Origin of the sequence: Planotetraspora kaengkrachanensis (genome assembly GCF_016862895.1) — a bacterium.
Classification (GTDB): Bacteria; Actinomycetota; Actinomycetes; order Streptosporangiales; family Streptosporangiaceae; genus Planotetraspora; species Planotetraspora kaengkrachanensis.
In genome coordinates, this window is record NZ_BONV01000015.1 from 194,585 (window position 1) to 217,755 (window position 23,171).

Sequence of the window (23,171 nt, forward strand, 5' to 3'; positions counted from 1 at the left end):
GGGCGCGCGTGAGACGCTGGACCCGTGCGGATCAGGCTGCTGGGACCTCTGGAGGTCCTCGACGACACCGGCCGGACCGTCGACATCCCGGGACCACGTCTGCGCGCCCTGCTCGCCCGGCTCGCGCTGGACTCGGGCCGCACGGTCTCCGCGGCCGAGCTCGTCGAGGCCGTCTGGGACGGTCGGCCTCCGGCGGGCGGGGCGAACGCACTGCAGACACTGGTCTCCCGGCTGCGACGCGCCCTTCCCCCCGGGATTCCGCTGGAACTGCTGCCCACGGGCTACCGGCTGGACGTGCCCGCCGCGGACGTCGACGTCCGGCTCTTCGAACACCTCACGAGCGAGGGACGGCGGTGCCGCGACGCCGGTGACCTCACGGCCGCCTGCGACCTGTTCGACCAGGCGTTACGGCTCTGGCGCGGCGACCCGCTGCCCGACCTGGCCTCCGCCGGGCCGGGCGCGGACGCCGTCCGCCTCGGCGAGCTGCGTCTGCGGACCGTCGAGGACCGGGCGGAGGTCGAGCTGGCGGTCGGCGCGGACCCGGCGGACGTGGTGACCGAGCTCGCCCACCTGGCGGCGGCGCATCCGCTGCGGGAGCGCCTGGGCGAGATGCGCATGCGCGCGCTCGCGGCCGCCGGACGGCCGTCGGAGGCGCTCGTGGTGTTCGAGGACCTGCGCGAGATCCTGGCCGACGAGCTGGGCGCCGATCCCTCACCCCGGCTCCGCGAGTTGCACACCGCGATCCTGCGCGTCGGCCACGCGGCTCCTGCAGGCGATGTCCCGCGACAGGGTGCGGAAACACCGCAGGGACGGCGGAACGGTCCGCGGGGCGGACAACAAGGTACGCGTCGTGGGAATCTCCGCGCGCAGGTGACAAGTTTCGTGGGGCGCGACGAGGACGTGGCCCGGGTCCGCGAGGTCCTCGGCGAGGCCCGGCTGCTGACGCTGGTCGGGCCGGGCGGCGCGGGGAAGACCAGGCTCGCCGAGGAGATCGCCGCGACACTGACCGGCGAGTACGCCGACGGGGTGTGGTCGATCGAACTGGCCGAGGTCCACGACCCGGAATGGCTGCCCGCGGCGGTCTCCCGCGCGCTCGGGCTGCGCGAGGGAGGCCTGCGCGGCGAGACCGGCGACGGACCCGCCGACGGGGCGGGCGGCGCGGCGGCCCGGCTCGCCGCGCGCATCGGCGACCGGCGGACGCTCCTGGTGCTGGACAACTGCGAGCACCTCATCGACGCGTGCGCCCGTCTCGCCGGCCGCGTGCTCGCCGACTGCCCGGGCGTGCGGATCATCGCCACGAGCCGCGAGCCGCTGGGCATCTCCGGCGAGTTCCTCCATCCGGTGGGTCCGCTCGGGCTCCCGCCCGAGGACGTGGACGTCCCCGGAGCCGCCGGTTATCCGGCGGTGCGCCTGTTCCTCGACCGCGCGGCCGCCGTACGTCCGGGGTTCACCCTGACCCCGGGCGACCTGCCCGGCGTGCTCGACATCTGCAGGCGCCTCGACGGGCTTCCACTGGCCATCGAGCTGGCCTGCACCCGTCTGCGGTCACTGAGCCCGGCGGAGATCGCAGCCCGGCTCTCCGACCGGTTCCGGCTGCTCACCGGAGGCAGCAGGACGGCGCTGCCGCGCCATCAGACCCTGCTGGCCGTGGTCGAGTGGAGCTGGCGGCTCCTGAGCGAGTCCGAGCGCACAGCGGCATGCGGGCTGGCGGTCTTCGCCGGGGGCGCCACGCTCGACGCGGCGCAGGCCGTGTGCACGGCGATGGGCCTGGAGGACGAGATCGTCGAGGTGGTCGCGGCGCTGGTCGGCAAGTCCCTGGTGGAGATGGTCGAGACCCCCGGACGGCCGTCGCGGTACCGGATGCTCGGCACCGTCGCCGCCTTCGCGGCCGCGCGGCTCGCCGAGTCCGGCGAGGCGGACCGGTCGCGCCGGGCGCACGCGTCGTTCTTCCTCGCGCGGGCCGAGGAGGCGGAGCCCGACCTGCGCGCCGGAGCGCAGCTGGATCGGCTGGCCTGGTTCGACCAGGAGTACGGCAACCTGACCGCCGCCCTCCGCTGGGCCGTGGACGGCGGCGACGAGCAGACCGCGGCCCGGCTGGCCGCCGCACTCGGGTGGCACTGGGTGCTGCGCGACACCCGCGACGACGCGACCGGGTGGCTGAGCCGCGTGCTGGACCTGCCGGACGTGCGCACCACCGTGCCCGGCAGGGCCCTGGCCACGGTGTACGCGTACGACGCCCTGTACCAGTCCAGCGGCGATCCCGCCAGGAGCGCCTCGTCCGCTGACGCGGCGCGCGAGCTCGCCGGTGACGACGAACGTCTCTGGCATCCCGCCGTCGCCTTCATGGCCATGATCCTGGACGGCTTCCGCGGCGGGTCCGGCCTCGGCGGACGGCTGACGGCGCATCCGGACGGCTGGGTCTCGGCCCAGGCCGAGCTGACACTCGGATACGCCGCACAGAACGACGGCCGCCTCGACGCCGCCGGCGCGCACTACGAGACCGCGCACGCGCGGTTCGCCGCCGTCGGCGACAGGTGGGGCATCGCCGCCGCCGCGAGCATCCTGGCCGGCTTCCACGGCGTCTCCGGCAGGCACACCGCGGCCGTCGAGTCCGCCGGCGAGGCGCTGCGCATGGCGCGAGCCGTGGGCGCGATGTCCGACGCCGCGTGGATGGAGGCGCAGCGCGGCCTCCACCGGCTGCGCGCCGGGGAGACGGAGGGCGCCCTCGACGACCTCACGAACGCCGAACGCGCCGCCCGGGCCGGCCGGTTCGTCTCCGTGGTCGCCGCGGCGCGAATCGGGCTGGCCGCCGCCGCCCGCGCCGCCGGGGACCACGCCCGTGCCCGTACGTCGCTCACCCAGGTGATCGCCGACCTGCGCGGAGGGGGCTTCGTCGAGGCCTGGATGCACGTCCTCGCCCTGATCGAGCTGAGCCGGGTCGCGACCCTCTCCGGAGACCTCACGGAGGCCCGGGCTCACCTGCGTGACGCCCTCGGCCGCCTCGGCGCGGCGGGATCGGAGGCGCCGGGAGTGGCCGAGGCGCTGGCCGACGTGGCGCTGGCCGAACACCTCCCGAGTGCCGCGGCCGCGTCGCTCGGGCTCGCCTCGGCGCTGCGCGGCACTCCGGACCGCGGCAACCCCGACGTCGTGGACAGCGAGCGGCGCGCCCGAGCGCTTCTCGGCGAGACCTACGACGTGGAGTACGCGGCCGCGGCCTCACTCGACGCCGGCTCCGCCCTCGACCGGCTCCGGGCGGACGTGGCCGCGCCGACTCCACCCGACTCCGGCTCAGCCGACCCGCTCCGGACTGACGTGGCCGCGCCGTCCGACCACCTCGCCGATCAGCCCCGGCGGCGGTAGAGGAGGACGGCCGCCGGCGCGAAGACCGCCGCGATGCCCGCCGACCAGAGCAGCGACGCCGGCACCGACCCGCCCGCGGGCAGACCGAGCGTCAGCGCCCGCACCGCGTCCGTCACCTGGCTGACCGGGTTGATCCGCACCCACGCCTGCAGCCAGCCGGGGAGCTTCTCGGCCGGGACGAAGACGTTGCTCCCGAAGGTCAGCGGGAAGATCAGGACGAGGCTGAGCGCCTGCACGGTCTCCGCGTTCCTGGCCGCCACGCCGATCAGGACGCCGATCCAGCAGGTGGCGAGCGCGAACGCCATCAGCAGCCCGGCGGCGCCGGCCACCGCGAGCGCGCCGCCGCCGAACCGGAAGCCCAGCGCCGCGCCGAACGCGAACACCAAGACGACCGACAACACGTATTTGAGGCAGTCGCCGAGGATGTGCCCGACCAGAGGTGCCGACCGGGCGATGGGCAGGCTGCGGAACCGGTCGTGGATCCCTTCACGCATGTCGGCGTTGAGCGCGAGCGCTCCACCGAGCATGGCGAACATCAGCGCCTGGACCGCGATGCCCGGGATCACGAACCGCAGATAGGCGTGCCAGTCACCCGAGACCGCGTTGCCGAAGAGGAAGACGAACATCACGACGAACGTGATCGGCATCAGCAGGATGTCCAGCAGCTGATCCGGGGTGTGCCGGAACTTCGCGATGTTCCGCCATCCCAGCGTTACACCGTGGCGGGCCGCTCGCGTCGCGTTCATCGTCCCGCCTCCACCGGCTCGTCGTGCCCGGTCAGGGCGAGGAAGACCTCGTCCAGGGTGGCCAGCCGCACACCGATCTCGGCCACCTCTATCCCCGCGGTCTCCAGCCGGGCGGCCACCTCGGCCAGCACCGCGCCGGCCCGGCCGCCGACCGGCAACGCCGCCGAGACCAGCCATCCCTCCCGGTCCCGTACGGCGGCCGCCCCGGTGACGTGGGCCACGATCTCCTCGGCGTCGTCCACCCGGCCGCGATCCACCGGGCGCAACTCGATCGTCTGGCGCCCCACCCTCGCCTTGAGCTGTGCGGGCGTGCCGGTCTCCACGACCCGGCCGTGGTCGATCACTGAGATCCCGTGCGAGAGCCGGTCGGCCTCCTCCAGGTACTGCGTGGTCAGCAGCACGGTCGTGCCGTCCGCCGCGAGGCCTCGCACGAGATCCCACACGTCACCGCGTGACCGGGGGTCCAGGCCGGTCGTCGGCTCGTCGAGGAACAACACCGACGGGGTGCCGAGGAGACTCGCGGCCACGTCCAGCCGGCGGCGCATGCCGCCCGAATACGTCCTGACGAGCCGGCCACCCGCCTCCGACAGGCCGAAGCGGTCAAGCAACTCGCCCGCCCGCTCCCGCGCCCGGCGGCCGGGGAGTTCCAGAAGCCGGGCGACGAGGAGGAGATTCTCGAACCCGGTCAGCGCCTCGTCGACGGCCGCGAACTGACCGGTCAGCCCGATCAGCTCGCGTACCCGCCCCGGCCGCCGCAGCACGTCGGCGCCGCAGATCGACGCGCGGCCGGAGTCGGGGCGCAGCAGGGTGGACAGGATGCGGACCACCGTGGTCTTGCCCGCGCCGTTGGGTCCCAGCAGGCCCCAGACGTTGCCCGGGGGGACGATCAGATCGAGACCGGCCAGTGCGGTCGTGTCGCCGTAACGCTTGACCAGGCCTTCCGCCTCGATCGCGCCCGGCGGCACGGAGGCCGGTGCGGGTTTCTGTGAGGAAGTCATGCGCCCACGGTCGGGGCGTGCGCTGGCACGGCCCGCACACGGCGCTGGCACGGCCCGCACACCGTCCCTCCGGGGGACGGTGCGCGGCGGCGTGGCGCGATCAGGCGTCGGCGGTGGCGGCCGGGCTGTCGTCGCTGATCACAGGTTCGGGCAGGGTGCCCGCGTTGTGCTCCAGGAGGCGCCAGCCCTTGCGTCCCTGCTCCAGGACGGACCACGCACAGTTGCCGAGCCCGCCCACCGCCGGCCACAACTCCTGTGGCAGGCCCATGAGACGGACGATGCCGAGACGGAGGGCGGCGCCGTGCGAGGCGACGACCAGCAGGCCGTCCTCGTCGATCTTCGCCGACCAGCGGAGCATCGCCTCCGCGACGCGCTCGGCCACATCGGTCACGAGTTCGCCGCCGGGGGCCTCCCACGCCTCGAATTCGGCGGGCCACCCCGCCTTGATCTCCTCGCGGGTGAGGCCCTCCCACTCGCCGCCGCCGCGTTCCCGCAGGTCCTTGTCGACCGTGACGTCGAGTCCGGTGACGCGACCCAGAGCGGAGGCGGTGTCGTACGCCCGCCGCAGGTCGGAGGAGACGATCATCGTGGGCTGCAGCGCCGCGAGCAGGGAGGCCGCCCGGGCGGCCTGAGCGACACCGGTGTCATCGAGGCCGATGTCGGTGTGCCCCTGGAAACGCCGCTCGACGTTCCAGACGGTCTGGCCATGGCGGAGGCAGACGATCCGTCGGCTCACTCCGCCCCCTTGCGCCGCTGCCGCGTCGCCGAACGTCTCACGGGCTTCCGCTGCGTCACTCGCCGGCCCCGCGGGCGCGCTGGGCGGCCACCTTGGTGACGCTCTCCGGAAGCGGGATCGAGGGGCAGTCCTTCCACAACCGCTCCAGGGCGTAGAAGGTGCGGTCCTCCTCGTGCTGGACGTGGACCACGATGTCGAGGTAGTCGAGGAGGACCCAGCGGCCCTCACGCTCGCCCTCGCGGCGCACCGGCTTCGCGTCGGCCTCGATGCGCAGGCGATCCTCGATCTCGTCGACCACGGCGCGGACCTGGCGGTCGTTGGACGCGGAGCAGAGCACGAACGCGTCGGTGATGACGAGTTGTTCGCTCACGTCGTAGGCGATGATGTCGTCGGCCAGCTTCTCCGCTGCGGCCTCGGCGGCGACCTTCACCAGCTGTATGGATCTCTCAGATGCGGTCACGATGCTGCTCTGTCCTCCTTTGACGGCATCTCAAGGGTGCCCGCTCCCCGGCGGCACCCACAACCTGGTTTCCCGGAGCGACCCTATCGGGACACGCCGACAATCCCGAGTTATCCCCAGGCATAGAGATTTCAACGCGTTCCGGAGACGGTCGATTCCGGTCCGGAGATCCCTCCCGGTGCGTCGTGGCCCAGGTCATATGGGTAAAGTGCCCGGATGTTACATATGTCCGAGATTGGCGGAGTTGGGGAATGACGGAGGTCGAGTCAGGCCTTAGACGTGTCGCACTCGATGTCAGGCCCCTCAGAGTCCCCGCCTACCGACGGCTTCTCGTGGGCCAGGGAGTGTCGTTCATCGGCTTCCAGCTCACGTCCGTGGCCGTGAGCGCCGAGATCTACGACATCACGAAATCCTCGTTGTGGGTCGGCCTGCTCGGACCGGCGAACCTCATCCCGCTGGTGATCTTCGGGCTCTGGGGCGGCGCCATCGCCGACGCGGTCGACCGCCGCAAGCTCCTGCTCGCCGGATCGGTCGTGGCCTGGCTGGCCACGCTGGCCCTGCTCATCCAGACCTGGGCCGGGCTGCAGAACGTCTACCTCATCCTGGTCGCGGTCGTGCTCCAGTCGATCGGGTTCTCGATCACTTCGCCGACGCGCGGCGCGATCATCCCGAGGCTGCTCCCCAGAGAGCGCGTGGCCGCGGCCAACACGCTCAACTTCCTGGTGAGCAGCCTCGGCTCGGTGCTCGGCCCGCTGCTGGCCGGCGTGGTCCTGGTGAGAGGCGGCTACAGCACGGCGTACCTGATCGACGCCGTCCTGTTCGGCGCCGGCTTCTACGCGGCCGTACGGCTGCCGCGCCTCGAACCCCTGGGTGAGATCTCCCGGCCGGGCTTCCGGTCGGTGGTCGACGGGCTGAGCTACATCGTGAGCAAGCCCATCGTGATGATGTCCTTCGCCGTGGACATCATCGCGATGGCGTTCGCCATGCCGCGGGCCCTGTTCCCGCAGATGGCGGCCGAGCGGTTCGACGGATCCACGGTCGCCTTCGGGTGGCTGTCGGCGAGCATCGCCATCGGATCGGTCACCGCCGGACTGTTCTCGGGGTGGATGGGACGCGTGCGCCGCCAGGGAGTGGCTCTCACCATCGTGATCGCGGTGTGGGGTCTCACCGTGGCCGCCGCGGCGTTCGCCCAGCAGTTGTGGCTGGTCGTGGTCCTGCTGGCCATGGGGGGCGCGGCCGACCTGGTCTCCGCCGTGTGGCGGCAGACGATCCTGCAGACCTATGCCCCCGACGAGATGCGCGGGCGCATGCAGGGAGTCTTCATGGTCGTCGTCGCTGGCGGCCCCCGGCTCGGGGACCTGCGAGCCGGTGCGACGGCCAGCGCCTTCGGGCTCGTCCCCGCGTGGGCGGGCGGCGGCATCGTCTGCGCCGTCCTCGTCCTGATCGCGGGCCTTTCTGTCAGAGCCTTCAGGCGGTACGACTCCGTGGCCGATCGCCTCAAGGAGTAGCGAGCCTCCAGGCCGCACGCGGCGCGCGAGCGAATTCGCGCATCCTCCCTCGCCTCCCGTGGGGTGCGTGGCACCGATGCCGTCCCCGGCGGGGGACACAGATGTGATCAGGTGAGGGTCATGACAGACCAGAACCCTGACGTGGGTCAGGCCGGTGAGCAGCCGCTGATCGGCGACGGCGTCACTCAGGCGATCGTTCGGGTGGGCGACACGGTCCGCCGTCCGGCCCGGCCCTTCACCAGGACGGTTCACGCCTACCTGGCGCATCTGCACACCGCGGGTTTCTCCGACGCTCCGATTCCCCTGGGCTTCGACGATCAGGGCCGAGAGGTGCTCTCTTTCGTTCCCGGCGACGTCCCGCGGGAGCCCCTTCCGCCTCACACTTCGGTGGAGGAGGTGCTGATCGAACTCGCACGGCTGGTCCGCCGGCTTCACGACGCCGCGGACGGCTGGACGCCGCCTGGGGACGCGCAGTGGGGAGGAACACCCGGCGCGTGGAACAGGGACTCGACCTCCGACGGCGAACCGCTGGTGGTGGGCCATCGCGACTACTGCCCCGGCAACGTCGTCTTCCGCGACGGCCTGCCCGCCGCACTCATCGACTTCGACCTCGCCAAACCGACCACGCGAATCGACGATCTGGCCAATGCGCTCTACTACTGGGCGCCGCTGCTGCACCCCAAGGACAGGGCGCCCTCATTCGTCGGCCTCGACATCCCTCATCGCGTCGCCCTGTTCGCCGACGCGTACGGCATGACCCCCACGCAGCGCCGGGTCCTGGTCCCCGCGGCGGCCGCCATGATCCACCGCTTTCACGTCAACATGAACGCGGCCGCAGCGATCGACCCGGTCTTCAAGCGGATGTGGGACGAGGGCGTGAAGGACCGTCTGCCTCGCGCCGAGGCATGGCTTCGCGACCAGGGCCCTGCCATCGCCGCCCGGCTGTAGGTCCCCGGGCGTGCCCGACGGAGACGAAGGCCCACCTACCATCCGCCCATCCAGCAGTAGAGCATCTGATCATGGGCCTTGGCTCGGCGTGCGAGCCCCACGAAGTCTTCGATCAACGACAACAGCTCGTCCGGAGTAGTACCGCTGTAGCGCCTGAACTCCTCGATCCCGGACCACCGAGCCGCCAGCACAGGTAGACGATCATCTTCTACCTCCGCCAGGGCGTCACGGACGCGCACTGCGAACTCCGCGATCCCCGGTCCTTCCAGGTATGGAGATCCTTCGGGGAGGGCGTCCGCCTCTTCGGGGCTCCGCGGAGCCCCCTCTGGCGGCGGATACAAGTACGTCAGCCCGACAAGGTCCAACGAATAGGGGACATCGAGGATCATCGCCACCAGCCGGCAGAACTCGTTCTCGGGATCGATCTTGCCGGCATCGACGGCGTCGAAGCCTCGCGCCACTCCCGGCTCGATGACACGCGGCGACTCCGCGTCCACCAACGCGGCATCACGATCCGCGGCTCGGTAGTACTCGTACACGAGACGCGATTGTGTACGAGTGCTACGACATTTCGCCGGCTGAGCACGGCGCTCGCTCAGCGCCCGTGATCGGCGGCAGGGGCGGCCAGCGGCAGGTGGCGCGGAGGCGGGTGCGGAAGCGTCCGCCCCGTGTGGGTGGTGATGCCGTCGAAGGCCAACTCTAGGTACCGGCGCCACGCCTGCGGCTCGGCGCTGAGCAACGACTCAGCCGTCCGCTGAATGCCGCCCAGCAGCAGGGCGACATCGGTGCCGGTGACGTCCGGGCGGACGACGCCCTGTTCGCGGGCGCGGGCGGTGAGCGCTTCCGCGACATCGCACAGGCGATCGATCGCGTCACGCACCTGCGGGTTCTGCAACGAGGGCCGTCCGATGACCTCGCAGAACGCTCGGTCCCTGACGAAGATCTCCACCCCGGCGGTCATGAACGCGTGCAGCGCCCGGCCGGGGTCGCCCTCCGCGAGCAGCGCGGTGCCGGTGCCCACGAGCTCATCGAGCATGCCGAGCATGATCGCCGCCAGAAGCTCCTCCTTGGAGGAGAAGTGGCGGAAGACCGTGCCCTTCCCCACCCCGGCACGTTGCGCGATCTCACCGATGGACACCTCGACTCCGCGCTCGGCGAACGTCTTGGCCGCGGCGTCCAGCAGCAGCCGGCGGTTGCGCACCGCATCGCTGCGCGACGGGACGGCGGGCGTCGTTCCAGTCATGTGCCTCCTTCCGCCCATCAGCCTACTCCTCAAGGTGACCGAGCGGTCCGTTTCGCTGCTACGCTAACGTGACCAGCCGGTCCGCTTAGGATGTTTTCAATGGTCAGGCGGGCTGTGAACCCCGCGGGCCCTGTGGAAAGGAAGCACATGAGCACCACATTGGAGGGAAAGGTCGTACTCGTCACTGGAGCGTCGTCGGGCATCGGCGAGGCCACCGCGCTGGCCCTCTCCGCGGAGGGCGCCCGTATCGCGATCGGCGCCCGGCGCGCCGACCGGTTGGACTCTCTGGCGCGAAAGGCTCCCGGAGAGGTTCTGACCCTCGACCTGGACGTGACCGACCAGGAGTCGGTGCGGGCCGCGGCCGCGGAGACCGTCGAGCGCTTCGGCGCTCTGGACGTCCTGGTGAACAATGCCGGGGTGATGCTCAGCGGCCCGATCGAGGGCGCGGACACCACGGAATGGACGCGCATGGTCGAGACCAACCTGCTCGGGTCGATGTACATGGTCCACGCGGCGTTGCCCCACCTGTTGGAGCGCAAGGGCACCGTCGTGCAGGTCTCCTCGACCTCGGGCCGGACCGCGTCGGCCAACAGCGGCGTCTACGCGGCGACGAAGTTCGGCGTCACCGCCTTCTCCGAGTCGCTGCGGCAGGAGGTCACCGCACGGGGCGTGCGCGTCGTGGTCGTCGAGCCCGGTTTCGTCGCCACCGAACTGGCCGGCCACATCACCGACCCCACGATGCAGGCCGCCGCACAGAAGATGGCCGCCTCCATGCGGACCCTGCAACCCGAGGACATCGCCGGCGCCGTCCTCTACGCGGTCACTCAGCCGGAGCACGTCGCGGTCAACGAGATCCTCATCCGCCCGACCGACCAGACCCGGTAGGCGAGCCCCACCGGATCCGCGTCATGATCCCGGAAACGACCGACCGGTCTCGGGCTACCGGATACCGCTCACCTAAGTAACAATGCGGTTTCTTTCGCTCGCGGAGCGTTCGCTCGGAGCGCACCATGCGTAAACAGGCCGACGCACTGAGCGATCCAGGAAGCGTGGCAAGCGATCCATGTCGACTCCTGAACCCGACGGGCAGCCGACGGCCCCGCCGGTCGAGCCCGCACCTGCCCGGGCGCACCACGGCCGGATCAGGCTGATCGTCGGTGCCGTCCTCCTGGCGGTGGCCGTCATCGTGGCGGTGGTCGCTGGCCGTGAGGTCCGTGCTGGTCAGTGGGTTTCTTTGCGGTAGAGGCCGCGCTTGTTGATGTAGCGCGAACACCGGCAACGCGACCAGGACCGATACGGAACAACGCTGGTCAGGCAGCGATTTCAACTTTCAACGGTTTTCGCTCGCCTCCGCGGCTTTCGGCGGTCATGTGCCCTCGCTGTGCCCTCGACCCTTCGATGCGAACCCTGGGTAAAAGCGCTGAAGTAGATCAGCGGGTGACAACCAGTGTCGTCAGGCGCAAGGGGGATGCCGCCCTGATCTTCGATCTAGATCAATATCGTCAGACCGGAGAGCCGCGAATCGCTTGAGCCAGAGCTCCGGGCGGGACTAGCCAGCCCGTACAGACTCGAAGACGGGGATACGAGTCGGCCTGTAGTCCGGGTACAAATTGATAGCGCTCCTCGCCCACGATGCCAGCCTCGCCCGACCTACCCCGCGCGGCTGAAGCACCGGCCGATACGGCATCCTCATCGAATGACCGAAAGAAGGGCGCAGTTCGCATGCGTGGTGTCCAGGATGGCCTCGTACTGCGGCCGGATCGACGGAAAATGCTGGTCACTCTGGTCGGGCTAGTGGTGACCACCGTGGGCGCCGTCACCGCGATCCTGCGCGGCGACGCCCCGACGGTATTCGCCCCGGTCATGGGCGCCTTTTTCGCCGTGCTGATCATCCTGGCGATCACGGCCCTCGTCCGCGGCCGGATCATCCTGACAGCGCAGGAAATCGTCGTACAGGGTTTGGTCGCCCAGCGCCGGTCACGCTCGCGCGTCGCCGAGGTGGTGCGTGCGACCATCGTCGCACCCCGCGCAGGAGCCACCGAAAGCCTGTTCCTGCTCGACGCGCACCGCAATCTGGTCATCAGGGTGTCCGGCTACTACTACACGCGCAGGCAACTCGACCAGTTAGTGAACGCGCTCGGAGTGCCGTGCAGCGGTCCCAGCCGTCCGGTCAACGCCAACCAACTCGCCAAGACGTACCCGGGCCTCGTGTCGCGGGTCCAACGGCATCCCTCCCGGATTGCCTTCGCGATCGTCGCGTGCAGCACCGTCATCGCGCTGGTGGCCGTTTGGATCGCGACAGCGTCCTGACCCGTCATGACCGAGTCGCGCATCGGCCCCCTGCTCGACGAACACCTCGCGCGCCGTGTCGATGAGGACCTTCCTCGTCGACTGATCGCCGAACGGCGAATTGTCTTCGTCCGTATCGGCCGGGGGTGTCCGCATCCCTGAAGCCGCTCTAGTGACCTTCCTGGCGCGCCCTGACTGATCGCATGTTCACCAGTTTGGAAGACTTCGGTCATCTTCGCGTGACCTGCTGCTGTGCAGCTCCGGAGCTCCGAGAGCTATCCGTGAGTCCCCGTGAATGCCCCTTGTGTGCCGCCACATCTGGCACGCCTGTGGCACGTGCCCACGCAATCGGGAGGCACGACTTCGATCTGCAGTGTCGCCACGGCCTACCTGTCGATGTCACCATGCGATGTGGAAGATCTGATAGCTACGTGGCGAGTTAGTCTCATCGGCCGGGTGCTCTCGATTGCATGGATTGTCGGCTTGATCGTGCCAGAGATCGGCACGATCCAGGCTCTGACACGGGACGAGCTCTGGGCTGTTCCTCATGGTTTTTCTTCTCGCCGGTATCTGGGTCTGGCGCATCGGCGTGAGGCCGGCAGTGAGCCTCACCCGTGACAAGCTCCTGATCAGGAACCCGTTCAGCAGTAGCCGGATTCCGCTTAGGGATGTGGTCGCACTGGATCCCGGCTATGTCGGCATTGTCGTCAAAACGACTGATAAGACCAAATATCAAGTGTGGGCTGTCCAAAAATCCAACCTCGCCAATTGGGCCGGATGGCACACGCGAGCTGATCACGTGGCTGAAGAAATCAGGAAAGCAGCGCTGAATGCCGGGGCGCCGGTTCTGCCTTCCAACTCGCTTCCCCGCCCAACGAGGCGGCACTACACCCGTGGATTCCGACCACGTCATACCCGGAAGGATCCGGACTAGCCTCGGAACAAGGCTGCACGCGCGTCAGGGGTTTGACGAATCGTTGCGGTGGTGCTGAATCGGCGGGGCAAGATCAGTTTGGGGGGCAATTACACTGGCCCGCTAATTCGGGAGGGGCACCGCCCCTGCCCGCGATTCTCCCTCCCATGCCCCCAAGCTGATCTTGGAGGGGTCCCCGTCGATTTGGCTCCGAAACGATTCGGTGAACCCCGGCCCCTTGCTCGCCTCCCTCGCCCCTCACCTCTTCTTCCCCTTCGCCCATCGGCGCCTTCCGGTTTTCGGGTCTCATCGGCTCTGCGCGTGCCCATGGCTATGACCGTCCACCAAATCGGGAGACCTTCATCCGCACAAGCCGCAATGCCGTCAATCTGAGGATCACGCCGCTTGTCGGCGTGGTGCGCGCCGCCGCCGGCGGGACCGGCCGAAGAGCCGCAGCCCGCCGGTGTGCGGGCGCGCGACCAACAGGTAGACCTTGTGTCCGTACCCATCTCGTGAGTGCGGGCCGTGATGACAAGCTCGTCAGGCGCCGTGCTTCCCCTCCCTCGACCCCTCCGCGGTGCCACCGGAAGCAACTCACCCAAACAGCTCTTCCACCGATCCATCCCCGGCGTGCCCGTCCAACTTTGCGGGCCACCTTCCATCGGATCGCCGAGCCTGCCCCCTCCCACTTCACGCTTCCTCTCATTCCCGCACCGGTGCTCCGCCGAAGACGGCTTGACCACGGATGGAAATCTGTAACAGGGGGCCGAGCTGGCTGATCGGTCCGGCGGACAGGTGGAAAATGCGAGGCGTTCCGGATGATCATTCGCCTACGCTGGGCAGCCGTCTACGGGAGGCTGATATGGGTCTGGTGCTCTTTCCTGGCAATGGTGATGTCACCAGTCCGGATGCGCAGTGGTCATACACCACGTTCCATGCATTCCGCACGAGCTTGGCCGGGGCTGAGGGGTTCGATCTCGACGCGATGATCGGATTTGGCGGCGATCGTTCATGGGACGACGTGGAGACGAGCCTGCGCCCTCTACTGAATCGTCCGGACGACGGCGGCGGCACCTTAACCGTGGCCGAGTGCACACAGATGTTGCCGCGCCTCGTGGAGATCGTCTCCTACTGGCGAGCTGCGCCAGCGGGACTCCATCTGGCGCCCGTGGAGGAGGCGCAAGCCCTCATAGAGGTCCTACGGATATGCATCAGCCAGGACGTACCCGTCATGTTCCTCTGAGGGCTAACTCCACCGACACCCTCTGGCTGGCGTCACAAGCTCGGGATGTCGCGCGCGACTTGAATGCTCCGGCCAAACTAGACCGGTCCCGGTCCTTCGGAAGGGGCGGGCCGACTTTAATCGGAAAGTTCTCAGGGTTGAGCAGCAGTTGATCACGAGTTCAGCCAAAGGGAACGTGGCCTATCTCGGCCCACCGAAGACGCCCAAGAGTTCGAGGTCGATTCCGCTCTCTGATGGCGTGCTGGCAACGCTAAGTGAGCACGTGGCAGCGTTCCCGCCGACGCGGGTCGCGATCGAGGATCGGACCAACCCACGTAGGCCCATACTTCGTGATGCCGAGTTAGTGTTCACGACCTCACGTGGCACGCCGATCAAGAGAGGCACCTGGAGTGATAGCTGGCGATGCCGGCCGCCGACGCAGCCGGCATCGCGGAGGGAACGGGCCTGCATCTCTGCCGCCACACCTACGCCTCCGCCTTGATCCGGTATGGCGAAAGCGTCAAGACGGTGCAGCACCTGATGGGGCACAGCTCGGCCAGCGTCACGCTGAACATCTACGCGCATCTGTGGCCTGACGCCGATGATCGCGCGCGCGCCGCGGTTGATGCGATCTTCGCCGGTGTGCCCTCGATGTGCCCTCCGGTGGAGAGGCAGTGAGGTCCGTGCTGGTCAGTGGGTTTCTTTGCGGTAGAGGCCGCGCTTGTTGATGTACTGCACGATGCCGTCGGGAACCAGGTACCAGATCGGCTGGCCCTCCGCGACGCGCTCGCGGCACTCCGACGAGCTGATCGACAGGGCGGGGATCTCGATGAGGCTGACCTTGCCGTCCGGCAGGCCGGGGTCCTGGAGGGTGTGGCCGGGCCTGGTGCAGCCGACGAAGTGGGCGATCGTGAACAGCTCCTCGACGTCCCGCCAGCTCAGGATCTGGGCGAGGGCGTCGGCTCCCGTGATGAAGTACAGCTCCACATCCGGCCCGTACGCCTCCCCGACGTCACGCAGCGTGTCGATGGTGTAGGTGGGGCCGGGGCGGTCGATGTCGAGCCTGCTGACGGAAAATCGCGGGTTGGACGCCGTCGCGATCACCGTCATCAGGTAGCGGTCCTCGGCGGCGGAGACCGTCTTGTCGGCCTTCTGCCATGGCTGGCCGGTCGGAACGAACACCACCTCGTCCAGATCGAAGTGATGCGCGACCTCGCTGGCGGCCACCAGGTGCCCGTGGTGGATCGGATCGAAGGTGCCGCCCATGATGCCGAGACGCCGCGTCGGAGCCCCATTTCTCATGGGAGGGACCCTAACCTGCATACCGGGAGTAATCGGACACCACCCCTCTCTCAGCGCGCTCAGCCGGGAGTCCGCCGTCCCGCGCACGGCCCGCCGGTGAGGCATAGCATGCGGACATGACCACTCCGGATCGCAATCGCGTGCAGCTGCCCGGCATCAGCTCGCGAGCGTACGAACACCCCGCCGACCGCTCCGCGTTGGTGGCCATGCGTTCGCTCAGCGGGTTCGACTCGGTGCTGAAGCGCATGTCAGGCCTGTTCAGCGAGCGCCGCCTGCGACTGATGTTCCTGGCGTCCGCGGTGCGCACGGACGAGACCCAGTTCCGTGCGCTCTACGACATGGGCCGCGACAGCGCCTACATCCTCGACCTGCACCGGATCCCGGAGATCTACGTGCAGCAGGACCCGAAGGCGTACGCCATGGCGATCGGCTTCGACGAGCCGTTCATCATCGTGTCGACCGGCCTGCTCGACCTGATGGACCCGGAGGAGCTGCGGTTCGTCGTCGGGCACGAGACCTCGCACATCCTTTCCGGTCATGCGGTCTACGGCACCATGCTCGCCGTCCTCACCCGCCTCGCCACCAGGGTGGCCTGGATCCCGCTCGGCTACATCGGCCTTCGCGTGATCGTCGCGGCCCTCGAGGAGTGGCAGCGCAAGGCCGAGATGTCGGCCGACCGGGGCGGGCTGCTCGCCGGGCAGGACCCGGAGGCTGCGCTGCGGGCGCTCATGAAGCTGGCCGGCGGCTCGCGCCTCCACGAGATGAACATCGAGGCCTTCCTCGACCAGGCCAGGGAGTACGACACCGCCGGCGACGTCCGGGACGGCCTGCTGAAGGTCCTCAACCTCCTCGGCACCACCCACCCGTTCGCGGTCACCCGGGTCGCCGAGCTCGACCGCTGGCGGCGTTCCGGCAGCTACGACGCCGTCCTCGCAGGCACCTACCCCCGCCGGGAGGACGACGCCAACACGAAGATCACCGAGGAGATCAAGGCCGCGGCGAACTCCTACCGCGAGTCCTGGGCCCAGTCGCAGGATCCCTTCATCGGCGTCCTGCGCGACGTGGCGGAAGGCGCCGTCCACGCGGGCGAGCGCATCTTCAACAGGTTCGCGCGCAGGGAGAACTGAGCGGCCGCCCCCGTCAGCCCGGAGAGAACGGCTAGAAGAACAGGGAGACCGCCTGTACGGCTCCCGCGCACAGAGCGACGAAGCCGCCGAACACGGCCATCGCCCGCAGCGGCTCCCTCCTGAGACCGGGCATCCTCGAGCCGATCCGCTCGATCTCCCGTCCGATGATCCCACCGACGGCGACGCCGAACACGACGCCGGCGACGGTGACGGGAGCGACCTGGGTCCACCACTGGTCCTCCAGATGCGTCCCGGCGGTCAGCCAGAGCGCGAGGAAGGCCAGGGCGGCCGCGGGCACCCCCGGCCATACGACGCCGGTCACCAGGGAGCCCGCCAGGGTCACCGGATAGCTGAGCACCCCCAGGTACCCCCGCGTACGCGGGGACCTGCGGTTGCGCACGATCCAGTGGGTCACCCAGGCCGCCCTGGTCACGACCGCGAAGGCTCCGCTGATCGCGAACGTGGCCAGCGGTTCGACCACCGAGACCACCACGCACGGCACGCCGAGCAGCCCCAGGGCGAGCAGGACGGTGCCGCCTGTGGGGATGCCGGTACCCGCCCCGGCGACGGGCGCCTCGACGGCCAGGGCCGATTCGGCCCTGTCGCCCTGCTTCGGCCGCCGGGCCGTGGCTCCGTTGCCCGTTCTGGCCCCCTTGCCGTTCTTGGAACCCGCGGCGCCCCCGCCCGCCGCACCGCCGGCGGAACTCCCGGACGCCGCGCCGCCTGCGGCGGAGCCGTTCGACGAGGCGCCCGCTGACCCGCTCTGGGACCCGCCGTTGACGGCCTTCGCGGCCCTGCCGTTCTTCGATCGGGTCCGGCGGCCGCCTCCTCCCGTGCCTGCCTGCGCCTCCTGCTCCTCCACCTCCACGGCGGTGTCCGCGTCCGCCGCCGCCTTGTCCGCCCCGGTACGGCCGCGCGTGGCCGTACCACGCGGGGTGTCGCCGGAGACGCGGGCGAGCCTGGCCAGCCGGTCGGACAACAGTGCCGCGGTGGGCCGCTTGGCCGGGTCCCGGTGGAGCGCCGCCCGGACGAGCGGCAGCAGGGAGGCGGGAACGCCGGCCAGATCGGCCTTTCCGTTGAGGACGGCGTACATCTGCGACTGGACGGGCCCCCGCCCGAACGTATGCCTGCCGGTGGCCGCGAAGGCCACGGTGGCGGCCCACGCGTGCACGTCGGCGGGTTCCCCCACCTCCTCGTCGGCGAAAAGCTCCGGCGCGGCGTAGCCGGGGGTGCCGAGGAAGGTCCCCGTCACGGTCAGCCGGGTGGCGTCGAGCACGTGGGCGATCCCGAAGTCGATCAGCACGGGCTCGTCTTCGCGGACGAGCACGTTGGCGGGCTTGAGATCGCGATGCACCACCCCGCCCGCATGGATGATCGCCAGGGCGGCGGCCAGCCCCTGCGCCAGGGGGATCAGGGCCGACTCCTCCATGGCGCCGCCCCGCTGGACCGCTTCGAGCAGAGTCGCGCCCTCGATGTACTCCATCACGAGGTAGGGCCGGTCGCCGGAGAGGTCGGCGTCGATCACCTCGGCCACGTAGGGGCTCTCGACCCTGCGTAACGCGCGGATCTCCCGGTCGAGGCGTAATCGCGCGTCGGAGTCGGCCTCGATCGGCTCGCGGAGCATCTTCACCGCGACCTGCTCTCCGCGGCGGTTGACGGCGAGGTAGACCTCGCCCATCCCGCCTCGGCCCAGGCGCTCCAGGAGCGTGTACGGGCCGACCCGCCCGAGTCGTCCAGACATAGGAGCGCCGAGCATAGCGGGCGCCTGCGACATTTCCCCGGAGGCGCGCCGCTTCGGAGGAGACGCTAGAGACGCACGTGCCCGTCGCCTGTGTAGATCCACTTGGTGGACGTGAGCTCGGGCAGGCCCATCGGGCCCCGCGCGTGCAGCTTCTGGGTGGAGATCCCGATCTCCGCGCCGAAGCCGAACTCGCCGCCGTCGGTGAACCGCGTCGAGGCGTTCACCGCCACGGCCGCCGAGTCCACGGTGGCCACGAACCTGCGCGCGGCCGCCTGGGAGCGCGTGACGATCGCGTCGGTGTGCGCGGAGCCGTACCGCCGGATGTGCGCCACCGCCTCGTCGAGCGAGTCGACGACCGCCGCGGCGATGTCCAGCGAGACGTACTCCACGGTGAAGTCGTCCTCGGTCGCGGGCTCGACGTCCGCGCCATAGGACCGGATGCGCTCGTCCCCGTGCACGGTCACGCCCACGTCCTTGAGCGCCGCCAGCGCCATCGGCACGAACGCGTCGGCGATTTCCGCGTGCACCAGGAACGTCTCGGCCGCGTTGCACACCGACGGCCGCTGCGCCTTGGCGTTGATCAGGATCTTGAGTGCCGTCTCGAGGTCGGCGTCGGCGTCCACGTAGACGTGGCAGTTGCCCACGCCCGTCTCGATCACCGGGACGGTCGACTCCTCCACGACGCTCCTGATCAGCGAGGCGCCGCCGCGTGGGATGAGCACGTCGACCAGTCCGCGGGCGCGCAGCAGATGCTTGACCGACTCGCGGGTCACCCCCGGCACGAGCTGTACGGCTCCCGCCGGCACCTCGGTCCCCTCCAGCGCCTCCTGCATGATCCGCACGAGCACGCTGTTCGAGGAGTGCGCGCTGGAGGAGCCGCGCAGCAGCACGGCGTTGCCGCTCTTCAGGCACAACACGGCCGCGTCGACCGTCACGTTCGGCCGGCCCTCGTAGATGATCCCGATGACGCCCAGCGGAACCCTGACCTGCCGCAGCTCGAGCCCGTTCGGCAGCGTGCTCCCCCGCACGACCTCGCCGACCGGGTCGGGCAGGTCGGCCACCTGCCGTACGGCTTCCGCGATCTTCTCCACCCGCCCCGCGTCGAGCCTGAGCCGGTCGATCATCGACTCGGACGTGCCGTTGCGCCGGGCCCGCTCCACGTCGTCGGCGTTGGCCGTGACGATCTCGTCGGTCGCCGCCACCAGCGCGTCGGCGATCGCCCGCAGAGCCGCGTCCTTCGGGGCTCGCGGCAGCGGCGCGAGCACGGTCGCGGCGTCCTTGGCCGCCCGGGCGACCGCCAGGAATTCCTCTGCCTCAGCCATGGTCTCGCGCTCCATCACTTCTCCGGCTCCAATATGACGATGTCGTCCCGGTGGATCAGCTCTCGCTCGTACTCCGGCCCGAGCGTGCTCGCCAGCTCACGCGTGGAGCGGCCCAGCAGTTCGGGGATCTCTGCGGCGTCGTAGTTGACCAGGCCTCTGGCGACCGGGCCGCCCTGGGGGCCGCACAGGTCGACGGGGTCGCCGGCGGCGAAGTCGCCCTCGACCTTGACCACGCCGGCGGGGAGCAGCGACATGCGGCGGCCCACCACGGCGTCGACCGCTCCGGCGTCCAGGTGCAGCCGGCCCCGGCCGGTGGCTGCGTGGGCGAGCCACAGGAGACGGGTGCCCGGGTGGCGCCCCCCGGGGTGGAAGTACGTGCCGACGTCGGCGCCGGTCAGGGCTTGCGCCGCGTGCGCCGCCGCGGTGAGCACCACGGGCACCCCCGCGCCCGTGGCGATCCTGGCCGCCTGCACCTTGGTGATCATGCCGCCCGTCCCGACCCGCCCCGACGTGCCGAGCTCGACGCCGTCGAGGTCGTCGGGCCCGCGGACCTCGGCGATCCTCGTCGCGCCCTCCCGGCGCGGGTCGCCGTCGTAGAGGGCGTCCACGTCCGACAGGAGCACCATCGCGTCCGCATGGATGAGATGGGTCACCAGGGCGGCCAGCCGGTCGTTGTCGCCGAAGCGGATCTCGTCGGTGGCCACGGTGTCGTTCTCGTTGACCACGGGGACGATGCCGAGCTCCAGGAGCCTCGTCAGCGTCCGCTGGGCGTTGCGGTGATGCGACCGCCGCATCATGTCGTCGGCGGTCAGCAGCACCTGCCCGACGCGCAGGCCGTACCGGGCGAAGGAGGAGGTGTAGCGGGCGATCAGCACGCCCTGGCCGACCGAGGCCGCGGCCTGCTGGGTGGCCAGGTCCTTGGGCCGGGCCCGGAGGCCGAGCGGCCCGAGACCGGCGGCGATGGCGCCCGAGGAGACGAGCACGAGCTGCGTGCCGGCCCGGCGGCGCGCGCCGAGCACGTCGACGAGCGCGTCGACGCGGTCGACGTCGATCATGCCCTGTGGGGTCGTCAGGGAGGACGACCCCACCTTGACGACCAGCCGCGAAGCCTCCCGGATCCGCTCCCTGCCTGCCACGCCGCTCCTTCGCCCGTTGACTACATCAGTCTGTTGTCGGTGCCCCTCGGCCCGCCCACCCGGGTCCTGGTGCCCTCAGAGGGCTGCCAGTCGAAGAGGTAGCCGCCCTCCATCGGGCCGATCACGACCTCGGCGCCCACCTGCGCCCCAGCCTCGATCAGCGCCTCCTCGACACCGAGCCGCTCCAGGCGGTCGGCCAGGTAGCCGACGGCCTCGTCGTTGCTGAAATCGGTCTGGCGGATCCAGCGCTCCGGCTTCTCGCCGGTCACCTGGAAGGTGTTCTCGTCGACCCGCCGGACGGCGAAGCCGGTCTCGCCGAGCTGCTTCGGCCGGATGACCAGACGGGTCGGCTCCTCGACCGGGGCCTGAGCCCGGGCCTGGGACACCATCTCCCCCATCGCGTAGGTCAGCGGCCGGAGGCCCTCATGGGTGGCCGCGGAGATCTCGAAGACGCGCAGACCCCGCTCCTCCAGCAGCGGCCGGACGATGTCCGCGAGATCCCGGCCGTCGGGGACGTCGACCTTGTTGAGCACGACCAGCCGGGGCCGGTCCTGCAGCGCGCCGTAGGCCGCGAGCTCCGCCTCGATCACGTCGAAGTCGGTGAGAGGGTCACGCCCGGGCTCGATCGTGGCGCAGTCGAGGACGTGCACGATCGTCGAGCAGCGCTCCACATGGCGGAGGAACTCGTGCCCGAGCCCCTTGCCCTCGGAGGCGCCGGGGATGAGACCCGGCACGTCGGCGACCGTGAAGACCGTCTCTCCTGCCGTGACCACGCCGAGGTTGGGGATCAACGTGGTGAACGGATAGTCCGCGATCTTCGGCCGGGCCGCCGAGAGCGACGCGACGAGCGACGACTTGCCGGCGTTGGGGAAGCCGACCAGCGCCACGTCGGCGATGGTCTTCAGCTCCAGCACGATCTCCGCCTCGTCGCCCGGCTCGCCGAGGAGCGCGAACCCCGGGGCCTTGCGCTTGGCGTTGGCCAGTGCGGCGTTGCCGAGACCTCCGAAACCGCCCTGGGCGGCCACGTAGCGGGTCCCCGCTCCCACGAGGTCGACCAGCACCTCACCCGTCCTGGCGTCCTTCACCACGGTGCCGCTGGGGACCGGCAGGACGATGTCCTCGCCGTTTGCGCCGTCCCGGTTGGAGCCCATGCCCTGCTTGCCGTTGCCGGCGTGGCGGTGGGGCCGGTGGTGATACTCGAGAAGAGTGGAGACGTTGGGATCCACCTCAAGGATCACATCGCCTCCCCGGCCGCCGTCGCCGCCGTCCGGGCCGCCGAGCGGCTTGAACTTCTCGCGATGGACGGAGGCGCAGCCGTTTCCGCCGTCACCCGCCCTGGTGTGCAGGACGACGTAGTCCACGAAATCGGCCATCAGCCGCTTCCCCCTATAAAGACGATGAGGCGGACCGAGTGCTCGGTCCGCCTCATCTGCAACGTTTGTCCCGGGCGGATCTACTCCGCGATCGGGATGATGCTGACTGCGCGACGACCGCGCTTGGTCCCGAACTGCACGTGGCCCGCGGCCAGCGCGAACAGCGTGTCGTCGCCACCGCGGCCGACGTTGTCACCCGGGTGGAAGTGCGTGCCACGCTGGCGGACGATGATCTCGCCTGCGTTCACGAGCTGGCCACCGAAGCGCTTGACACCGAGCCGCTGAGCGTTCGAGTCACGGCCGTTCCGGGTGGACGAGGCGCCCTTCTTGTGTGCCATGATTCACTACTTCCCGGGGTTGATGCCGGTTACCTTCACCTGGGTGTACCGCTGACGGTGACCCTGGCGCTTCTTGTAACCGGTCTTGTTCTTGTACTTGAGGATGCGGATCTTGGGGCCCTTGGTCTCGCCGAGAATCTCGGCGGTCACCTGGAACTTGCCAAGCGTGGCGGCGTCGGTGGTGACATCGCCGTCGTTGACGACGAGGAGCGCCGGCAGCGCCACCGAGGAACCCACCTCGCCGGCCACCTTGTCCACCTCGAGGACGTCCCCGACGGAGACCTTCTGCTGCCTGCCGCCGCAACGAACGATCGCGTACACCGCGGAACCCTTCTTCTGGCTAAATGCGTAGATGCGCGCCCCGCATCCAGCTGCTGTCGATGACACGACCGGCGATCCGGGCGGGCGC

The 23,171-nt window shown here is 70.0% G+C and carries 22 protein-coding genes; 9 read left to right on the forward strand and 13 right to left on the reverse strand.

What is annotated here, in order from left to right; all coding sequences use genetic code 11:
• Window positions 1-24: 24 nt before the first annotated feature.
• A complete protein-coding gene (locus Pka01_RS19050) occupies window positions 25-3,360 on the forward strand; it encodes an AfsR/SARP family transcriptional regulator (protein ID WP_203884136.1) in 3,336 nt (1,111 codons plus the stop codon).
• Here the strand turns inward: Pka01_RS19050 and Pka01_RS19055 are convergent.
• From Pka01_RS19055 to rsfS, 4 genes are all read right to left on the reverse strand, one after another.
• Complete coding sequence (locus Pka01_RS19055; protein WP_203884137.1) at window positions 3,342-4,106, reverse strand: ABC transporter permease; 765 nt, start codon at window positions 4,104-4,106, stop codon at window positions 3,342-3,344. The genes Pka01_RS19050 and Pka01_RS19055 overlap by 19 nt on opposite strands.
• Window positions 4,103-5,104: an ATP-binding cassette domain-containing protein gene (locus tag Pka01_RS19060; protein ID WP_203884138.1), complete on the reverse strand. Its 1,002-nt coding sequence runs from the start codon at window positions 5,102-5,104 to the stop codon at window positions 4,103-4,105. Before Pka01_RS19060 ends, Pka01_RS19055 begins: the two co-directional genes overlap by 4 nt.
• A 100-nt stretch (window positions 5,105-5,204) precedes the next feature.
• Window positions 5,205-5,840 carry a histidine phosphatase family protein gene (locus Pka01_RS19065; protein ID WP_203884139.1) on the reverse strand — a complete coding sequence of 212 codons (636 nt, stop codon included), beginning with the start codon at window positions 5,838-5,840 and terminating at the stop codon, window positions 5,205-5,207.
• 55 nt (window positions 5,841-5,895) lie between these two features.
• Complete coding sequence (gene rsfS, locus Pka01_RS19070; protein WP_203884140.1) at window positions 5,896-6,300, reverse strand: ribosome silencing factor; 405 nt, start codon at window positions 6,298-6,300, stop codon at window positions 5,896-5,898.
• Between the two features lie 251 nt (window positions 6,301-6,551).
• On the opposite strand from rsfS, the gene Pka01_RS19075 reads away from it, so the two are divergent.
• Window positions 6,552-7,808: an MFS transporter gene (locus Pka01_RS19075; RefSeq protein WP_203884141.1), complete on the forward strand. Its 1,257-nt coding sequence runs from the start codon at window positions 6,552-6,554 to the stop codon at window positions 7,806-7,808.
• 120 nt (window positions 7,809-7,928) lie between these two features.
• A complete protein-coding gene (locus Pka01_RS19080; protein WP_203884142.1) occupies window positions 7,929-8,756 on the forward strand; it encodes a phosphotransferase enzyme family protein in 828 nt (275 codons plus the stop codon).
• Window positions 8,757-8,791: 35 nt separating this feature from the next.
• On the opposite strand, the gene Pka01_RS19085 is transcribed toward Pka01_RS19080, so the two are convergent.
• Together Pka01_RS19085 and Pka01_RS19090 are read right to left on the reverse strand one after the other, a co-directional pair.
• A complete protein-coding gene (locus tag Pka01_RS19085; protein WP_203884143.1) occupies window positions 8,792-9,295 on the reverse strand; it encodes a hypothetical protein in 504 nt (167 codons plus the stop codon).
• A 56-nt stretch (window positions 9,296-9,351) separates the two neighbouring features.
• The gene (locus Pka01_RS19090) at window positions 9,352-9,999 is read right to left on the reverse strand and encodes a TetR/AcrR family transcriptional regulator (protein WP_203884144.1); all 648 of its coding nucleotides are present in this window, start codon (window positions 9,997-9,999) and stop codon (window positions 9,352-9,354) included.
• Window positions 10,000-10,146: 147 nt separating this feature from the next.
• Between Pka01_RS19090 and Pka01_RS19095 the strand changes: the two genes are divergently transcribed.
• The 5 genes from Pka01_RS19095 (at window position 10,147) to Pka01_RS19115 (ending at window position 15,101) form a co-directional block, all read left to right on the forward strand.
• Window positions 10,147-10,884 carry an SDR family NAD(P)-dependent oxidoreductase gene (locus Pka01_RS19095; protein ID WP_203884145.1) on the forward strand — a complete coding sequence of 246 codons (738 nt, stop codon included), beginning with the start codon at window positions 10,147-10,149 and terminating at the stop codon, window positions 10,882-10,884.
• An 885-nt stretch (window positions 10,885-11,769) separates the two neighbouring features.
• Window positions 11,770-12,309 carry a hypothetical protein gene (locus tag Pka01_RS19100; protein WP_203884146.1) on the forward strand — a complete coding sequence of 180 codons (540 nt, stop codon included), beginning with the start codon at window positions 11,770-11,772 and terminating at the stop codon, window positions 12,307-12,309.
• Window positions 12,310-12,835: 526 nt separating this feature from the next.
• Entirely contained in the window at window positions 12,836-13,222 is a 387-nt protein-coding gene (locus Pka01_RS19105) for a hypothetical protein (RefSeq protein ID WP_203884147.1), read from the forward strand.
• An 841-nt stretch (window positions 13,223-14,063) separates the two neighbouring features.
• Window positions 14,064-14,444: a hypothetical protein gene (locus Pka01_RS19110; RefSeq protein WP_203884148.1), complete on the forward strand. Its 381-nt coding sequence runs from the start codon at window positions 14,064-14,066 to the stop codon at window positions 14,442-14,444.
• A gap of 402 nt (window positions 14,445-14,846) precedes the next feature.
• On the forward strand, window positions 14,847-15,101 hold the full coding sequence (locus tag Pka01_RS19115) for a tyrosine-type recombinase/integrase (RefSeq protein ID WP_203884149.1): 255 nt from the start codon (window positions 14,847-14,849) through the stop codon (window positions 15,099-15,101).
• A 12-nt stretch (window positions 15,102-15,113) separates the two neighbouring features.
• Here Pka01_RS19115 and nadD read toward each other — a convergent pair whose 3' ends face one another.
• Window positions 15,114-15,725 (reverse strand): nicotinate-nucleotide adenylyltransferase, encoded by a 612-nt coding sequence (gene nadD, locus Pka01_RS19120; protein WP_203884150.1) that lies wholly within the window; start codon window positions 15,723-15,725, stop codon window positions 15,114-15,116.
• Between the two features lie 116 nt (window positions 15,726-15,841).
• Between nadD and Pka01_RS19125 the strand changes: the two genes are divergently transcribed.
• Complete coding sequence (locus tag Pka01_RS19125) at window positions 15,842-16,852, forward strand: M48 family metallopeptidase (RefSeq protein WP_203884151.1); 1,011 nt, start codon at window positions 15,842-15,844, stop codon at window positions 16,850-16,852.
• Window positions 16,853-16,883: 31 nt separating this feature from the next.
• Here Pka01_RS19125 and Pka01_RS19130 read toward each other — a convergent pair whose 3' ends face one another.
• From Pka01_RS19130 to rplU, 6 genes are all read right to left on the reverse strand, one after another.
• Entirely contained in the window at window positions 16,884-18,593 is a 1,710-nt protein-coding gene (locus Pka01_RS19130) for a serine/threonine-protein kinase (RefSeq protein WP_203884152.1), read from the reverse strand.
• Between the two features lie 65 nt (window positions 18,594-18,658).
• Window positions 18,659-19,915 carry a glutamate-5-semialdehyde dehydrogenase gene (locus Pka01_RS19135; RefSeq protein WP_239115118.1) on the reverse strand — a complete coding sequence of 419 codons (1,257 nt, stop codon included), beginning with the start codon at window positions 19,913-19,915 and terminating at the stop codon, window positions 18,659-18,661.
• A gap of 14 nt (window positions 19,916-19,929) precedes the next feature.
• Window positions 19,930-21,051: a glutamate 5-kinase gene (gene proB, locus Pka01_RS19140; protein ID WP_239115119.1), complete on the reverse strand. Its 1,122-nt coding sequence runs from the start codon at window positions 21,049-21,051 to the stop codon at window positions 19,930-19,932.
• Between the two features lie 20 nt (window positions 21,052-21,071).
• Window positions 21,072-22,424 (reverse strand): GTPase ObgE, encoded by a 1,353-nt coding sequence (gene obgE / locus Pka01_RS19145; protein ID WP_203884154.1) that lies wholly within the window; start codon window positions 22,422-22,424, stop codon window positions 21,072-21,074.
• Window positions 22,425-22,504: 80 nt separating this feature from the next.
• Window positions 22,505-22,762, reverse strand: coding sequence for a 50S ribosomal protein L27 (gene rpmA, locus Pka01_RS19150; RefSeq protein WP_203884155.1), 258 nt, complete (start codon window positions 22,760-22,762; stop codon window positions 22,505-22,507).
• Window positions 22,763-22,768: 6 nt separating this feature from the next.
• The gene (gene rplU, locus Pka01_RS19155) at window positions 22,769-23,083 is read right to left on the reverse strand and encodes a 50S ribosomal protein L21 (RefSeq protein ID WP_203884156.1); all 315 of its coding nucleotides are present in this window, start codon (window positions 23,081-23,083) and stop codon (window positions 22,769-22,771) included.
• Window positions 23,084-23,171 lie beyond the last annotated feature (88 nt).

Excerpts from the sequence above, each read along its gene's own strand:
- Pka01_RS19135 (WP_239115118.1), bottom strand. The coding sequence starts at position 19,915 with ATGGCTGAGGCAGAGGAATTCCTGGCGGTCGCCCGGGCGGCCAAGGAC.
- Pka01_RS19130 (WP_203884152.1), bottom strand. The coding sequence starts at position 18,593 with ATGTCTGGACGACTCGGGCGGGTCGGCCCGTACACGCTCCTGGAGCGC.
- Pka01_RS19060 (WP_203884138.1), bottom strand. The coding sequence starts at position 5,104 with ATGACTTCCTCACAGAAACCCGCACCGGCCTCCGTGCCGCCGGGCGCG.
- Pka01_RS19075 (WP_203884141.1), top strand. The coding sequence starts at position 6,552 with ATGACGGAGGTCGAGTCAGGCCTTAGACGTGTCGCACTCGATGTCAGG.
- Pka01_RS19080 (WP_203884142.1), top strand. The coding sequence starts at position 7,929 with ATGACAGACCAGAACCCTGACGTGGGTCAGGCCGGTGAGCAGCCGCTG.
- obgE (WP_203884154.1), bottom strand. The coding sequence starts at position 22,424 with ATGGCCGATTTCGTGGACTACGTCGTCCTGCACACCAGGGCGGGTGAC.
- Pka01_RS19115 (WP_203884149.1), top strand. The coding sequence starts at position 14,847 with ATGCCGGCCGCCGACGCAGCCGGCATCGCGGAGGGAACGGGCCTGCAT.
- Pka01_RS19110 (WP_203884148.1), top strand. The coding sequence starts at position 14,064 with ATGGGTCTGGTGCTCTTTCCTGGCAATGGTGATGTCACCAGTCCGGAT.
- Pka01_RS19105 (WP_203884147.1), top strand. The coding sequence starts at position 12,836 with ATGGTTTTTCTTCTCGCCGGTATCTGGGTCTGGCGCATCGGCGTGAGG.
- Pka01_RS19055 (WP_203884137.1), bottom strand. The coding sequence starts at position 4,106 with ATGAACGCGACGCGAGCGGCCCGCCACGGTGTAACGCTGGGATGGCGG.
- rpmA (WP_203884155.1), bottom strand. The coding sequence starts at position 22,762 with ATGGCACACAAGAAGGGCGCCTCGTCCACCCGGAACGGCCGTGACTCG.
- Pka01_RS19090 (WP_203884144.1), bottom strand. The coding sequence starts at position 9,999 with ATGACTGGAACGACGCCCGCCGTCCCGTCGCGCAGCGATGCGGTGCGC.
- nadD (WP_203884150.1), bottom strand. The coding sequence starts at position 15,725 with ATGAGAAATGGGGCTCCGACGCGGCGTCTCGGCATCATGGGCGGCACC.
- Pka01_RS19125 (WP_203884151.1), top strand. The coding sequence starts at position 15,842 with ATGACCACTCCGGATCGCAATCGCGTGCAGCTGCCCGGCATCAGCTCG.
- Pka01_RS19095 (WP_203884145.1), top strand. The coding sequence starts at position 10,147 with ATGAGCACCACATTGGAGGGAAAGGTCGTACTCGTCACTGGAGCGTCG.
- Pka01_RS19100 (WP_203884146.1), top strand. The coding sequence starts at position 11,770 with ATGCTGGTCACTCTGGTCGGGCTAGTGGTGACCACCGTGGGCGCCGTC.